Origin of the sequence: Corynebacterium kefirresidentii, from assembly GCF_016599755.1 — a bacterium.
Taxonomy (GTDB): domain Bacteria; phylum Actinomycetota; class Actinomycetes; order Mycobacteriales; family Mycobacteriaceae; genus Corynebacterium; species Corynebacterium kefirresidentii.
On the sequence record NZ_CP067012.1, the window covers coordinates 707097 to 721820 of the forward strand.

The following is a 14724-nucleotide window of genomic DNA, read 5'->3' on the forward strand; positions in this document are numbered from 1 at the left end:
TAAAGCATTCTTCACTTGAAGGAGAACCACTAATGTCTGAGAAGATTTCAATGAACTCGTCGTCTACGGGTATGAATCTGAGCGATAGCGTGTACGAGCGCCTGTTGCGCGAGCGCATTATCTTCCTGGGAACCCAGGTCGATGATGAGATTGCGAACAAGCTGTGCGCCCAGATCCTCCTGCTGTCCGCCGAGGACCCCACTCGCGACATTTCGCTCTACATCAACTCCCCGGGTGGCTCTGTCACTGCGGGCATGGCTATTTATGACACCATGAAGTACTCGCCGTGCGATATCGCCACTTACGGTATGGGCTTGGCAGCTTCCATGGGCCAGTTCCTGCTTTCCGGCGGTACCAAGGGTAAGCGCTACGCGCTGCCGCACGCTCGCATTATGATGCACCAGCCTTCCGCTGGTGTCGGTGGTACCGCTGCGGATATCGCCATCCAGGCTGAGCAGTTCGCTCAGACTAAGCGCGAGATGGCCGAGCTCATTGCAGAGCACACCGGCCAGACTTTTGAGCAGATCACCAAAGACTCCGATCGCGACCGTTGGATGACCGCACAGCAGGCCAAGGAATACGGCATTGTTGACCATGTCATTGAATCCGTCAACGGCCCGTTGAGCAACTAGGGAATAAGGAGAAAATCACTATGAATCAGTCCCAGATGCCAAGTTCCCGCTACGTTCTGCCGTCCTTCATTGAGCAGTCCGCACAGGGCACTAAGGAAACCAACCCATACTCCAAGCTTTTTGAAGAGCGCATCATCTTCCTGGGGACCCAGGTGGATGATACTTCCGCCAATGACATCATGGCGCAGTTGCTAGTCCTGGAAAGCCAAGACCCGGACCGTGACATCACCATGTACATCAACTCGCCGGGTGGTTCCTTTACCGCGCTGATGGCTATTTATGACACCATGCGCTACGTGCGTCCTGACGTTCAGACCGTGTGCTTGGGCCAGGCTGCTTCCGCAGCAGCAGTGCTCCTAGCTGCGGGGGCGCCGGGCAAGCGCGCAGCGCTGCCAAACTCCCGCGTGCTTATCCACCAGCCGGCGACCCAGGGTACCCAAGGCCAGGTTTCTGACTTGGAGATCCAGGCCGCCGAGATTGAGCGCATGCGCAAGCTGATGGAAACCACCCTGTCTGAGCACACCGGTCGTACCGCTGAGCAGATCCGCATTGATACGGATCGCGATAAGATTCTGACCGCTCAGGAAGCCGTTGAATACGGCATCATCGATACGGTCTTTGATTACCGCAAGCTCAATGCATAATTTGGAATAACGCTTTCCACGTGGCCCCTGCCATGCAACCGGCACTCCGGTTGCATGGCAGGGGTTTTCTGCTTTTAAAGCAGGGAAGGGGGTGTCCTGTTGGCTCGCGCTGCACCCGAATGGGGTATCTCTCTTCATACAATTTCTGCAGGTCGTTAGGTGAATTTCTATCGTGCGACACTAAACCCATAATGGTCGATTTGTGATTTACACCTCTAAGTGGTCATATATTTTTATGGAGAAACACACATCCGACGCGGCGGCTCAGGCCGCTGCGCCCACGCCGCAGAGCGGCGAACGTACATTTTTTGGGCACCCTTGGGGTTTGGCCAACCTTTTTGGCGTGGAAATGTGGGAGCGCTTTAGCTTCTATGGCATGCAAGCCCTTGTCTTGCTGTACATGTATTACGCCACTACCGATGGTGGCCTTGGCCTGGACCGGGCGGACGCGACGTCTATTGTGGGTGCCTACGGCGGCTTGGTCTACATGGCCTGCTTGTTGGCTTCTCTTGTTGCTGACCGAGTCTTGGGTGCAGAACGCACACTGTTTTACTCGGCCAGCATGGTGATGCTTGGTCACATTGCTTTGGCGTTTATTCCCGCAATAACTGGTTTGGCCATTGGCCTCGTTCTTATCGCCATCGGCTCCGGCGGTGTTAAGACCACCGCACAGGTTGTGCTTGGTTCCATGTATAGTCGCGATGACCCGCGCCGCGATGGTGGCTTCTCCATCTTCTATATGGGCGTCAATATTGGCGCACTCGTTGGTCCGCTGCTTACCACCGCCCTGTGGGGCTGGCAGGGTTTCCACTGGGGTTTTGGCATCGCAGCAATTGGCATGGCGCTCGGCCTGATTCAGTATTCGCTCATGCGCAAGACCACCATTAAAGACGCGGGGCATGAGGTTCCAAACCCGGTGAGCCCCAAGCAATTGCTTATGGGCGTGTTGGCGGTAGTGGCCATCATTGTGGTCATGGTAGTGGCACTGGCAACCGGCGCCATTCAGGTTGATTGGCTTTCTAATATTGTTACCGCGGTGGCACTTCTGGCTGCAGTTTATCTGTGGGTTCAGATGTATACCTCGAAGTTGGTGACTCGCGAAGAAAAGAACCGCCTGCTGGGCTTTATCCCGATGTTCATTTCCGGTGTTTTGTTCTTCGGCATCTTCCAGCAGCAGTTCACCGTGATGACGATTTATTCGGATGTGCGCTTGGACCGTCACATGTTTGGTTGGGAAATCCCTCCATCGCTCGTCCAGTCCATTAATCCAATCTTCATTGTTATTTTCTCCGCGGTCTTTGCAACGATGTGGACGAAGCTAGGGGATAGGCAGTGGTCCACCCCGGTAAAGTTTGGCGCTGCCAATATCGTCATCGGCATTTCCTTGTTCTTCTTCCTTCCTTTCTCGGGTGCGGAAGCGAACTCCACCCCGATGTATGTCATCATTTTCATTCTCTTCCTTTTCACCATGGCGGAGCTCCTCCTTTCGCCGGTGGGCAATGCCCTGGCTACCAAGGTGGCGCCAGAGGCATTCCCATCCCGCATGATGGCGGTATGGATGATGGCAGTGGCAATGGGCACATCCCTGGCTGGCTCTTTGGCTAGTTTCTACAACCCAGATGATGCAGGCGCGGAGAATACCTTCTTTATCTCCCTTGGCGTTGTATCTATCGTGTTGGGCGGCATCTTGCTTGTCCTCAGCCGCTGGGTAGTAAAGAAGTTCTCTAGCTTCCGCTAAGGGAAGTTAAAGCACCCCGAAACGGGAGGTATGTCGATTCAACTGCGACATGCCTCCCTTAGTGGTTTTTATCACTCAAGCTAAGCGGTGGGGGTAAAAGAATATAAGTATTCTAAGCAGGGCATTTCTAAGCCGGTGGAAACCCCAAAAGGCACGGTTCTATGCTGCGGTAGGTTAACTAAAGGTTAACCAAAGAAAACGTTAAAGAAAAGCAATTGTCTATGGTCCGGGGCTGGAGTATTCTGCATTTCGTCCGCGACGCGTGAAGGCGCCGTAGATACGTACCGTGTTCATCTTTTTCTTTCCAAGGGGCCAACGCTGTGACAGCGACTCTGATCATCCTCGGCATTGTGGTGGTTACCGCCCTTGCCTTTGACTTTACGAACGGATTTCATGACACTGCCAACGCGATGGCTACGTCCATTGCCACCGGTGCTTTGAAGCCATTTACTGCGGTGGCAATCTCCGCAGTCCTTAACCTGGTTGGTGCCTTCCTTTCGGTCAATGTTGCTGCGACCGTAGCGAAAGGCATTGTTAACCTCGATTCCTATGACTTGTCCGGCGCCGCAGCAGACACTGACAGCCAAGCACTGCTGATGGTGGTTTTTACCGGTCTTATCGGCGGCATTATTTGGAACCTTTTCACTTGGTTGCTGGGTATGCCGTCGAGTTCCTCCCACGCGCTGTTCGGTGGCCTTATCGGCGCTGCTTTCGCGGCGATGGGTACGTCCGGCGTTGAGTGGTCCTCCATCGCTGGCAAGATCGTTATCCCGGCCGTTGCCTCGCCGATTATTGCGGCGCTAGTTTCCGCGTGTGCCACCTTCCTTGTCTACTGGGTTACCAACACCATTCCGAATAAGGCTAAGAATGAGCACTTCCGCCATGGCCAGATTGTCACCGCTTGCTTGGTGTCGCTGGCACACGGTGCTGGCGATGCGCAGAAGACCATGGGCGTTATCTTCCTAGCGCTGGTTGCCTCCGGGCATGCGGTTGCTGACTCCCGCATCCCTACCTGGGTCATCGTCTGCTGTGCCGTAGCAATCGCAGCCGGCACCATGTCCGGTGGCTGGCGAGTTATCCGCACCCTGGGTAAGGGACTGGTGGAGATTGAGTCCCCGCAGGGTATGGCCGCTGAAGCTACCTCCGCGGCAATCATTTTGACCTCCGCTACCGGTGGTATGGCGCTGTCCACCACTCACGTGTCCACCGGTTCCATCTTGGGTACCGGCCTGGGCCGTCGCGGTGCCGAGGTTCGCTGGGGTGTTGCGATGCGTATGGTTTCCGCGTGGCTTATCACCCTGCCCTGCGCTGCGTTTGTTGGCTTTGCTACGTGGTGGTTGGCACACGGTGTTTCCTCCTTTACTAACGTGGCAACTGGCGCCATCGTTGACTTTGTCTTGCTGCTGGCCATGGCCGGACTTATCGTCATCCGCTCCCGCATGAACCCAGTGGATGCCTCCAACGTGAACAACGATTGGGATCCAAACTCCGAGTCCGTGGATTCCTCCATGGGAGCTGAGTCCAACCGTCAGGAGCCGGTTGCTGCCGGCGCCGCCCCAGTTGCTGCAACCCAGGCGGAGGACACCTCCGCGTCGTCTACTGCTCAAGAGGAGCGCTAAACCATGACTGCTGCAGAAATCTTCCAGTCTCTTCTCCATGTTGCCGGCCTGGCATTGGTATTTGGCGCTGGCATTCCGCTCCTTTTCTCCCTGGGTATGCGTTGTATGACCGGTGACCCCATTCGTGATGACAACGGTGTTGTCGTAGGGGATACTCCGGCAAGCACTCAGATGAAGGTGCTTGGTTGGACCGTTTACGCAGTGCTAGCCGTAGTTATCCTCGTGGCCATCATGTGGATTGCTCGCGATACGTTGGACCATTACTTCGGCTTCGCGCCGTTCGGTGACCTCTAAGTTATCCCTCCCTTCCTGAGAGGGAAGTCAACCTTCCAAGTGATGCGTGGCACATTCTCCGAAAGTTAACAAAAGGTTAACTTTAAGCGACCTATGGGTTGCCTAACGGGGCTGTGTCACGTATATTCTTCTGTATCAGACAGAGAGAAAGCCACATGGAGGTGTGAGAAATGAACAAGATGCGTTCTTTGATGGACGGCATCGCTGATGCGTTCAAGGGCTCCACCACTGGTACCGGCCTGGACACCATTTCGGAAGCTCCGGTCCGTGCTTTGGTGGCAGAAACCCTGCTTGACGCTGATAAGACTCCTGCTACGACTAAAGACGTAGCAGAAGCGCTAGAAGCCGTCACCGGTCATGCACCGGATGAAGTTGAGATGCTCGACGCAGAACTCTTCCTGCTCGACTTCGACTGGCTGCAGTAAGCAGCTACTGAATGAAATCCCCACGAGGCCCCTTGCCGCATACTGTGCAGCAAGGGGCCTCGTGCTTTGCCGGACTCGGTGGACTTCGGTAAGCGCGGCTAATCGCGCGGCGGCAAGATGGCCTCCGGGGTTTCGGGCAGGAGTTGGCCGCCATCAATAATGAGGGTCTGACCGGTAATAAAGCCTGCCTCTTCTGAGGCAAGGAAAGCCGCCGCATTGCCGATATCGCGCGGAGTGCCGAGACGATGCAGCGGCACCGATCGCGTCATCTGATCGAGATACTCTTGGCCTTGGGCCTTGAGGCCCTCAGTGAGGATATTGCCGGGAAGAACACCGTTAATGGTGATACCATCGCGAGCGACTTCAAGCGCAGCTGAGCGCATAAATCCTTGTTGGGCGGATTTGGAGGCGCCGTAGTGGGCCCAGCCAGGAAAGCCCGTGTGCGAGCCGGTGATGGACGTGGTAATTACGATGCGTCCATAGCGGCGTTCTTGGAGGTAGGGGAGTGCTTCCTGGACCACCTTAAAGGTGCCGTGGGTATTGATGGCAAACATGGCCTCCCACTGTTCATCGGTCATTTCCGCTAATGGGCAATTGGGAAAGACGCCGGCATTGGAACAGACGATGTCGAACCCGCCATGCGTGGCAACAACGTGACGGTACATTTCCTGTACGGAAGTACGGTCGGTGACATCCACATGAATCGCACTGGCACCTAGCTCTTTTGCGGTAGCGGTGGCGTGCTCAAGGTTGACATCAGCAATGATGACAGAGGCGCCGGCCTCGCTAAGTGAAGCGGCAATGCCGCGGCCAATGCCGGAAGCACCGCCGGTGACAATGGCTACGTGGTCTGTGAGATCGAACATAATTCTCCTGTTCCTAACGGGGCGGAATGAAGGTCGTTTCACCTTTTAGCTTAGGTCGCAGGAGCAAGAAAAGTCGGGGAAATTCGCCACGCGGAAGGGAATGAATGAAGGGCCTGTCGGGTTGATTTACTAAGGTAGAAATAGATGAAGATTAAGCCGCTCGGAAGGGTAGAATCATCCTTCCATTTGTGGATAGCGGTACGAAAAGCGAGTGTGAAAGAACTTAATGGCACGTATGCAAGAAAGCGCTGACCTGCTCAAGTGCTCCTTTTGTGGCAAGAGTCAGAAACAGGTGAAAAAACTCATCGCCGGCGGCGGTGTCTACATCTGTGACGAGTGCATCGAGCTATGCAATGAAATCATCGAAGAGGAACTGGGCCAAGAACAGGCGCAGGAATCCTCCGACGCGGAGGTGCGCCTGCCTCGGCCCTCGCAGATTTCTGCCTTCCTGGATAAATACGTCATTGGCCAAGACAAAGCCAAGCGCGTGCTATCTGTGGCGGTCTACAACCACTACAAGCGCATCAAGGCGGAAGAGTCTGCCGCGTTGGAAGCACGGCGCAAAAAGGCCGAGGGCGATGAGGTGGAGATCTCTAAGTCCAATATCCTAATGTTGGGACCTACTGGTTCCGGCAAGACCTACTTGGCACAGACCTTGGCCCGGCTTCTCGACGTCCCCTTTGCCATCGCCGATGCCACTAGCCTCACCGAGGCCGGCTACGTGGGTGAAGACGTGGAAAATATCCTGTTAAAGCTGCTGCAAGCCGCAGACTTTGATGTGGAGCGTGCCCAGCGCGGCATTATTTATGTCGACGAAGTGGACAAGATCTCCCGCAAGTCCGAGAATCCGTCCATCACCCGCGATGTCTCCGGTGAGGGCGTTCAGCAGGCCTTGCTGAAGATCCTAGAAGGTACCGTGGCGGCCATTCCACCGCAGGGTGGGCGCAAGCACCCGAATCAGGAATTCATCCAGCTAGATACCTCGAATATCTTGTTCATCGTTGCCGGCGCATTCGCTGGGCTCGACCAGGTTATTGCGGATCGAGTGGGCAAAAAGGGCGTGGGCTTTGGCGCCAACTTGGATACCAAGGATGAGCGCGAAAAGGTCGACCTCTTTTCCCAGGTACGCCCTGAGGACCTTGTGAAGTTTGGCCTGATTCCAGAATTCATCGGGCGCCTGCCCGTCGTGGCCACGGTGGATAACTTGGACCGTGAATCCTTGGTCAAAGTGCTTACCGAGCCAAAGAACTCCTTGGTCAAGCAGTACAGTCGCCTATTTGAGATGGATGACTGCGAATTGGAATTCGAGCCGGCGGCGTTGGATGCCATCGCGGAGCTTGCCTTGGAGCGTAAGACAGGTGCACGTGGCCTGCGCGCCATCATGGAAGAGCTGCTGGTGCCAGTTATGTATGATCTGCCGGACCGCGAGGATATCGCCGCGGTACATATCACCCCAGAGTGCGTGACAGAGGGCGCGGAGCCGCAGTTTAGCTATAAGGACGAGGCGAAGGAATCTGCCTAAGCGCCTGCCGGCGCGACTACTCCTCGCTGTAGATATCCTGTGGTGAGGCCTCGTCTCCCTCTTTCGTATCGAACGAGGAGGAGGTGAGGTAGGACTCGTGGCCCGAGTCTGGAATATTGGCGGTCAAAAACGCCAGCACAGCATCGACGGTAAGCCTATGCATGCCGTCGATATTTTCTTGGGTATTGAAGTTCACGCCCAGCATGTTTTCCACCATCACCTGGTTGGTTACGCGGTAGACGGTCAACGAGGAAATCAGGGTGAAAATGTCATTGGCGGAAATGCCTGGGCGGAAAGCACCGGCGTCTTGGCCCAAGAGCAGCAGGCGGTCGAGGTGGAGGGCGACCCCGGCGACGTCGGCAATAGCTTGCTGAGCTGGGTCCACAATCTGCTGATTGCTCTCCCATACCAGCATGCGAATAGCATCCGGGTTGGCCACGCGTTCGCGGAAGAGCCAATCCACCAACTTGCGCACGCCCTCGACCGGAACCGCGGTATCGATTTCCAGAGCGTCCTGCGGCGGATTAAGCCGCTGCGCGGCCGTGCTGAGTGCACGTAGGTACAAGCCCTTTTTATCGCCAAAGTGGTAGTGGATCATGCGCTTGGACATGCCCGATTCTTGGGCGATGGTCTCCAGCTTGGTTTCTGCGAAACCACTGCGGGAAAAGTGCTTGATTGCTACGTCCACCACGGAGTCAATGCTGACGGATTCCGCGTGGGCAGCGTGAGGAGAATCCGCCTGGCCTGCAGCCTGCAGTGCATCAGTATTCTCAGTGCTCATGGCGTAAGTCCTTAATCCTTGCGGCGCAGCGGTGGCGCGGTCAACTGATATCTAATAGTGCGGGAGTAGATAGGCCCCATGCAATCTGTGTGCGTGGCGTGGGGGAGAGCCCCGCTTTTCCTTTTCCCATCATGCCCGATTAGTCACCCGTTGCGGGAGCTTCTTATCCATTGGGGGCGTTAATTTGGAGGTAAATGGGGGTAATTTAGCGCAACCTCAGCGAATATCCCCTCCAAAAGAGGGGGTCAGATTCACAGCGCGAGAGGCGGCGGTGGGGCTAAGCTCGGGGATGGGTACATTCCGTGGCGGTGCGAGCAGCCTGGCTCGCGTGTGCCGCCCTTGACGCAGCCATTGAGGAGGCTTTTAACCATGACTCAGCCCGTCAAAATCACTGTCACCGGTGCCGCCGGCAATATTGCTTATTCGCTGCTGTGGCGCATCGCTGCCGGCGATGTTTATGGCAAGGACACCCCGGTAGATCTAGCGCTGCTGGAAATCCCCGCTGCGGTGGGCAAGGCCCAGGGCGTGGCCATGGAGCTCAATGACTCCGCCCTGCCGTTGGTCAACTCGATTACGGTAACTGATGACCTAAAGGAGGCCTTTGAAAACACCTCTGCTGCCTTCCTCGTAGGCGCGCGCCCGCGCAGCAAGGGTATGGAGCGTGCGGATCTGCTGGAAGCCAATGGTGCCATCTTCACCAAGCAAGGCAAGGCCATCAATGACTATGCCGCGCGCGATGTCCGCGTGCTTGTGGTGGGCAACCCAGCAAATACCAATGCTCTCATCGCTGCGAATAATGCCCCGGATGTGGACGGTTCTCAGTTCAATGCTCTGATGCGCTTGGACCACAACCGCACCTTGAGCCAGCTAGCGCTGAAAAGCGGCAAGTTCACCACCGATTTCACCAAGGTGGCAGTCTGGGGCAATCACTCCGCAAGCCAGTTCCCAGACATCACCTTTTCCAATGCCGAGGTGGATCAGGATTGGTACCGCGAAGAGATGATCCCCAAGGTAGCGAAGCGCGGTGCCGAGATTATTGAGGTGCGTGGCAGCTCCTCGGCCGCATCGGCGGCGTCGGCAGCCGTGGACCACATGCATGACTGGATTCATGGCACCGAGGATTGGCGCACCGCGGCGGTGCCCTCGGACGGTTCCTACGGCGTCGACAAGGGCCTCATCTGCGGATTCCCCACCATCTGCCGTGATGGAAAGTGGGAAATCGTGCAGGGGCTGGAGCTTAGCGAGTTCCAAAAGGAGCGCATTGCAGCGTCTGTGGCCGAGTTGCGTGAGGAGCGCGAAGCCGTAGCAGACCTGCTCTAAAACCCACTCGGTGCGCACCACATACTCGGTGCGCACCCTGCCTAGATGAGCCGGTTGACGTGCAAGGTAGAATCGGCCAGGTGACTGAGCAAAATAATGAGCAATTAGTTGGTACCAACCGCGCTGATACGCTGCCTAAGTCTTGGGAGCCGCAGGCCGTAGAAAAGGACCTCTATGAGGGCTGGGTAGAAAAGGGCTACTTCACCCCGGATGCACATTCGGAGGCCGAGCCTTATTCCATCGTGCTGCCGCCGCCGAATGTGACCGGTCAGCTGCATATGGGCCACGCTTTGGACCACACGCTGATTGATTCCATTATCCGCCGCAAGCGCATGCAGGGCTACGCCACGCTGTGGCTGCCCGGTGCCGACCACGCCGGCATTGCCACCCAGACCAAGGTCGAGGCCAAGCTCAAGGAGACCGAGGGCAAAAAGCGCTGGGACTACGAGCGCGAAGAGTTCATTGACAAGGTCTGGGAGTGGAAAGAACAGTACGGTGGCACCATCCAGAACCAGATGCGTGCCATTGGTGACTCCGTAGATTGGTCTCGCGAGCGTTTCACCTTGGACGATGGCCTCTCGCGCGCTGTGCAGACCATTTTTAAGAACCTTTATGATGAGGGCATGATTTACCAGGCTAACCGTCTGGTCAATTGGTCGCCGGTGCTGGAGACCGCCGTCTCTGATATCGAGGTTGTCTACAAGGACGTCGAGGGCGAGCTGGTTTCCATTCGCTATGGCTCGCTTAATGATGATGAACCGCACCTCATCGTGGCCACCACCCGTGTAGAGACCATGCTGGGTGACGTTGCCATTGCCGTTCACCCAGACGATGAACGCTATGCCGATCTTGTGGGCAAGGAGCTGCCACACCCATTCCGCGATGACCTCAAGCTCAAGATCATCGCTGATGATTACGTCGATATGGAGTTTGGTACCGGCGCGGTGAAAATCACCCCGGCGCACGATCCGAATGACTACGCGATGGGCACCCGCCACAACTTGGACATGCCTACCGTCATGGATACCACCGGCCATATTGCCAATACTGGCACCCGCTTCGACGGCCTGACCCGCGAAGAAGCCCGTGTGGAAATCCGCGAGGCACTGCGTGAGCAGGGCCGTATTGTCAAGGAAATCCGTCCTTATGTCCACTCCGTGGGACACTCCGAGCGCTCTGGGGAACCCATCGAGCCGCGCCTGTCCCTGCAGTGGTTCGTAGACGTATCAAAGATGGCCAAGGACTCTGGTGCTGCTGTGCGCGAGGGAGATACCACCTTACATCCGCAGTCGCTGGAGCCGCGCTACTTTGAGTGGGTCGATGATATGCACGATTGGTGCATCTCTCGGCAGCTGTGGTGGGGTCACCGCATCCCTATTTGGTACGGGCCGGAAGGCGAAGATGGCCAGCGAGACATTGTCTGCGTCGGCCCCGATGAAGAGCCCCCAGCAGGCTACGAGCAGGATCCTGATGTGCTGGATACGTGGTTCTCCTCCGCGCTGTGGCCATTTTCCACCCTCGGCTGGCCGGAAAAGACCCCGGATCTGGAGAAGTTCTATCCCACCAACGTGCTGGTCACCGCCTATGACATTTTGTTCTTCTGGGTGGCCCGCATGATGATGTTTGGTACCTTCGCTGGCTCCCATACCCCAGAGCTTTTGGGGGAGGGCACCGATGGTCGCCCGCAGGTTCCATTTAAGGATCTTTACCTGCACGGCTTGGTTCGCGATGAGCAGGGCCGCAAGATGTCTAAGTCTTTGGGCAACGGCATTGACCCGATGGATTGGGTGCGTGACTACGGCGCAGACGCCCTGCGCTTTACCCTTGCTCGCGGTGCCAACCCGGGTGTGGACCTGCCTTTGGGCTCTGATGCTGCAGCGGCCGCCCGTAACTTCGCCACCAAGCTTTTCAACGCCACCAAGTTTGCCCTCATGAATGGTGCCGGCGTAGCTACGTTGCCCAACCGCGACGAGCTTAGCGACGCCGACCGGTGGATCCTCGACCGCGCCGAAGAGGTCCGCGCCAAGGTGGATGCATACCTGGATGATTACCAGTTCGCTAAGGCAAACGAGCTGCTCTACCACTTCACCTGGGACGAGCTGTGTGACTGGTACCTGGAGATTGCAAAGACCCAGATCCCGCGTGATGGTGTCAGTGAACAGGGCCGCAATACCCAGATTGTCCTGGGACGCGTCCTAGACGTCGTCCTGCGCCTGCTGCATCCAACCATGCCTTTCGTGACCGAGGTGCTCTGGAAGGCTTTGACTGGTGGCGAGTCTATCGTCGTGGCACCGTGGCCTACCGTTGCCGATACCAATGGTGGCGCTACCAAGGATGAGGTGGCCGCCCGTCGCATTGCGGACGCGGATAAGCTCATTACCGAGCTGCGCCGCTTCCGCTCTGACCAGGGTGTCAAGCCTTCCCAGAAGGTCCCGGGCCGCCTCGACTTTGCCGCAGCGGATCTCGCCGGCCAAGAGGAACTGGTGCGCAATCTGGCCAATACCACCGCTCCGGCCGAAGACTTCGATCCTTCCGCCTCCATTGAGGTACGCCTTTCCCAGGCCACCGTGGAGGTCACCCTAGATACCCACGGCGCGGTAGACGTGGAGGCTGAGCGCAAGCGCCTAGAAAAGGACTTGGCCAAAGCCAATAAGGAATTGGAGCAAACCGGCAAGAAGCTTGGCAATGAGAACTTCCTGTCCAAGGCGCCGGAAGAAGTGGTTAATAAAATTAAGCAGCGCCAGCAGATCGCTCGCGAAGAGGTTGAACGCATTACCAGCCGTTTGGAAGGCCTGAAGTAGTGGCGGAAAAGGACAAGGGCACAGAGGATTTTGAGATCGTCGATGCCCTCAAAGAAGGAACCGATGGCGGCCCGGTGGAAATCACCGAGTCCGGCTTGACGCTCAATCTGGGCATGGGCGGCGAGGATGAGTACAACGAGGCCGCCCCACAGGAGGTTTCCGCCGCGGAGCTACGCGCCCTCGCGGAGGTTGAAGAAGAACTCAATGAGCGGTGGCCCGAAACCAAGATTGAGCCTTCCCTCGAGCGCATCGAGCTGCTTATGGATCTGCTCGGTCACCCGGAGCGTTCTTTTGATGTCATCCACATTGCCGGCACCAATGGTAAGTCCTCTACCGCGCGCATGATTGATTCGCTCCTGCGTGCCTTCCACCGCCGAGTGGGCTTGGTAACTAGCCCACACCTGCAGCGGGTTACTGAGCGCATCGGCATCGATGGCCAGCCCATTCACCCGCGCGATTATGTGCGCATTTGGCACGAGATCAAGCCGTTTGTGGAAATGGTCGATGCCCAATCGGACGTGCCTATGTCTAAGTTCGAGGTCCTTGTCGGCTTGTCCTATGCTGCGTTTGCCGACGCCCCCGTAGATGTCGCTGTCGTCGAAGTCGGCCTTGGCGGACGTTGGGACGCCACCAATGTGGTCACTGCAGACGTTTCCGTCATCACCCCAGTGGGCATGGACCATACGGATTATTTGGGCGATACGATCACCGAAATCGCAGGTGAAAAAGCTGGCATTATTAAGCCGCGCGAGGATGCCGATGATCCGTTGACCCCGAACGAAAACATTGTCGTCATCGCGGAACAGGACCCAGAAGCCATGCGTGTCATCTTGCAGCAGGCCGTCGATGTCGAGGCGGGCGTGGCCCGCTCCGGTTCCGAATTTGCGGCCCTCGAATCCCGCATTGCCGTCGGCGGCCAGCAGGTCAATATCCAAGGCCTCGGCGGCCTATACGAGGATATTTTCCTGCCCCTCCATGGCGAGCACCAAGCCAAGAATGCTGCCGTGGCCCTTGCAGCAGTAGAGGCTTTCTTTGGGGCTTCGGCCGGCCACCCATTGGACGTTGCTACCGTGCGCAATGGCTTCGCCCAGGCGATTTCGCCCGGCCGCCTCGAGCGCGTACGTACCTCGCCCACGACGTTTATTGATGCCGCGCATAACCCCCACGGTGCCAAGGCTTTAGGCGCAGCGTTGGACCGCGATTTCGACTTCGCCCGCCTCATCGGTGTGTTGTCCATCTTTGCGGATAAGGACGCAACTGGCATTCTCACCGCGTTGGAGCCGTATCTGACCGAGGTAGTCATTACCCAAAACTCCTCGCCGCGGGCTCTCGACGCTTATGAATTGGCCGAGACTGCTCGCGATATTTACGGCGAGGAACGCGTCCACGTTGCCGAGGATCTTCCCGGCGCTTATGCCCAAGCCGTTGAACTTGCTGAAGACGCGGAGGTGCAATCCGGCTCTGGCATTATCATCACCGGCTCGGTCGTCACTGCCGGTGACGCCCGCGCGATGTTTGGAAAGGAACCTGCATGAGCCGCGACAATCACCACCCAGGCGGAGAGCGCCAACCCCGCCCGCCCCGCAGCAGCCGTGCCCGCGGCCGCGAGGAACATATCCCTGAAAGCGAGATCGGACCCCTAGGCATGGGCCAAGCCCCAGTCAAGGACCCACTTAAAAGCTTCAACGGGATGGTCATTGCCAGCTCCCTGACCATGGAGGCGCTCGCCCTATCCTTCGCACTGCCGATGCTGTACAAGCTGTATGACGGCACCCTGTGGACGCCTTTTAACTATTGCTTTGTCCTTGCCGCCATTGTCTTTCACCTAGTGATGATCGCGTTCATGAATAAGAAGTGGGCGCTAACCGTCATCGTGTGGGTGCAGCTGCTGTGCGTCATCTTGGGCTTTATGGTCCACTGGGCCGTAGCCGCCATCTTCATCATCTTCGGCTTGGAGTGGCTCCTGGCCGTTTACCTGCGCAGTAACCTCATCGCCCGCATGAAGCGTGGCTACCTCACCACGCAGCACCTCAACGAGAAATAGCACGGTAGCCTTGACGGCCTTCGGCGAGTGGCCAAGAC

The 14724-nt window shown here is 57.1% G+C and carries 13 protein-coding genes; 11 read left to right on the top strand and 2 right to left on the bottom strand.

The window, feature by feature from the left end:
• The first annotated feature begins 32 nt into the window (after positions 1-32).
• The 6 genes from I6I12_RS03535 (at position 33) to I6I12_RS03560 (ending at position 5352) form a co-directional block, all read left to right on the top strand.
• Positions 33-632: an ATP-dependent Clp protease proteolytic subunit gene (locus I6I12_RS03535; protein ID WP_049361647.1), complete on the top strand. Its 600-nt coding sequence runs from the start codon at positions 33-35 to the stop codon at positions 630-632.
• A gap of 20 nt (positions 633-652) precedes the next feature.
• Positions 653-1276 (top strand): ATP-dependent Clp protease proteolytic subunit, encoded by a 624-nt coding sequence (locus tag I6I12_RS03540; RefSeq protein WP_005324052.1) that lies wholly within the window; start codon positions 653-655, stop codon positions 1274-1276.
• A 235-nt stretch (positions 1277-1511) separates the two neighbouring features.
• The gene (locus I6I12_RS03545; protein WP_200288730.1) at positions 1512-3014 is read left to right on the top strand and encodes a peptide MFS transporter; all 1503 of its coding nucleotides are present in this window, start codon (positions 1512-1514) and stop codon (positions 3012-3014) included.
• A gap of 320 nt (positions 3015-3334) precedes the next feature.
• On the top strand, positions 3335-4633 hold the full coding sequence (locus I6I12_RS03550; protein WP_023020921.1) for an inorganic phosphate transporter: 1299 nt from the start codon (positions 3335-3337) through the stop codon (positions 4631-4633).
• A 3-nt stretch (positions 4634-4636) separates the two neighbouring features.
• The gene (locus I6I12_RS03555; RefSeq protein ID WP_023020922.1) at positions 4637-4927 is read left to right on the top strand and encodes a hypothetical protein; all 291 of its coding nucleotides are present in this window, start codon (positions 4637-4639) and stop codon (positions 4925-4927) included.
• A gap of 170 nt (positions 4928-5097) precedes the next feature.
• Entirely contained in the window at positions 5098-5352 is a 255-nt protein-coding gene (locus I6I12_RS03560; protein ID WP_023020923.1) for a hypothetical protein, read from the top strand.
• A 98-nt stretch (positions 5353-5450) separates the two neighbouring features.
• On the opposite strand, the gene fabG is transcribed toward I6I12_RS03560, so the two are convergent.
• Entirely contained in the window at positions 5451-6218 is a 768-nt protein-coding gene (gene fabG, locus I6I12_RS03565; protein ID WP_023020924.1) for a 3-oxoacyl-ACP reductase FabG, read from the bottom strand.
• Positions 6219-6444: 226 nt separating this feature from the next.
• On the opposite strand from fabG, the gene clpX reads away from it, so the two are divergent.
• Positions 6445-7740, top strand: coding sequence for an ATP-dependent Clp protease ATP-binding subunit ClpX (clpX, locus tag I6I12_RS03570; protein WP_023020925.1), 1296 nt, complete (start codon positions 6445-6447; stop codon positions 7738-7740).
• Between the two features lie 16 nt (positions 7741-7756).
• Here clpX and I6I12_RS03575 read toward each other — a convergent pair whose 3' ends face one another.
• Positions 7757-8521, bottom strand: coding sequence for a TetR/AcrR family transcriptional regulator (locus tag I6I12_RS03575; protein WP_023020926.1), 765 nt, complete (start codon positions 8519-8521; stop codon positions 7757-7759).
• A gap of 369 nt (positions 8522-8890) precedes the next feature.
• On the opposite strand from I6I12_RS03575, the gene I6I12_RS03580 reads away from it, so the two are divergent.
• From I6I12_RS03580 to I6I12_RS03595, 4 genes are all read left to right on the top strand, one after another.
• Positions 8891-9841: a malate dehydrogenase gene (locus I6I12_RS03580; protein ID WP_200288731.1), complete on the top strand. Its 951-nt coding sequence runs from the start codon at positions 8891-8893 to the stop codon at positions 9839-9841.
• 80 nt (positions 9842-9921) lie between these two features.
• Entirely contained in the window at positions 9922-12642 is a 2721-nt protein-coding gene (locus I6I12_RS03585) for a valine--tRNA ligase (RefSeq protein ID WP_200288732.1), read from the top strand.
• Positions 12642-14177, top strand: a complete 1536-nt coding sequence (gene folC / locus I6I12_RS03590; protein WP_200288733.1) for a bifunctional tetrahydrofolate synthase/dihydrofolate synthase — start codon at positions 12642-12644, stop codon at positions 14175-14177. The genes I6I12_RS03585 and folC overlap by 1 nt, the downstream gene beginning before the upstream one ends.
• Positions 14174-14686, top strand: a complete 513-nt coding sequence (locus I6I12_RS03595) for a DUF4233 domain-containing protein (RefSeq protein WP_023020930.1) — start codon at positions 14174-14176, stop codon at positions 14684-14686. Before folC ends, I6I12_RS03595 begins: the two co-directional genes overlap by 4 nt.
• The last annotated feature ends 38 nt before the right edge of the window (positions 14687-14724 follow it).

What these genes read in the sequence shown, in the direction of transcription:
- I6I12_RS03535 (WP_049361647.1), top strand. Translation starts at nt 33, where the DNA reads ATGTCTGAGAAGATTTCAATGAACTCGTCGTCTACGGGTATGAATCTG.
- I6I12_RS03540 (WP_005324052.1), top strand. Translation starts at nt 653, where the DNA reads ATGAATCAGTCCCAGATGCCAAGTTCCCGCTACGTTCTGCCGTCCTTC.
- I6I12_RS03545 (WP_200288730.1), top strand. Translation starts at nt 1,512, where the DNA reads ATGGAGAAACACACATCCGACGCGGCGGCTCAGGCCGCTGCGCCCACG.
- I6I12_RS03555 (WP_023020922.1), top strand. Translation starts at nt 4,637, where the DNA reads ATGACTGCTGCAGAAATCTTCCAGTCTCTTCTCCATGTTGCCGGCCTG.
- I6I12_RS03560 (WP_023020923.1), top strand. Translation starts at nt 5,098, where the DNA reads ATGAACAAGATGCGTTCTTTGATGGACGGCATCGCTGATGCGTTCAAG.
- fabG (WP_023020924.1), bottom strand. Translation starts at nt 6,218, where the DNA reads ATGTTCGATCTCACAGACCACGTAGCCATTGTCACCGGCGGTGCTTCC.
- clpX (WP_023020925.1), top strand. Translation starts at nt 6,445, where the DNA reads ATGGCACGTATGCAAGAAAGCGCTGACCTGCTCAAGTGCTCCTTTTGT.
- I6I12_RS03575 (WP_023020926.1), bottom strand. Translation starts at nt 8,521, where the DNA reads ATGAGCACTGAGAATACTGATGCACTGCAGGCTGCAGGCCAGGCGGAT.
- I6I12_RS03580 (WP_200288731.1), top strand. Translation starts at nt 8,891, where the DNA reads ATGACTCAGCCCGTCAAAATCACTGTCACCGGTGCCGCCGGCAATATT.
- I6I12_RS03595 (WP_023020930.1), top strand. Translation starts at nt 14,174, where the DNA reads ATGAGCCGCGACAATCACCACCCAGGCGGAGAGCGCCAACCCCGCCCG.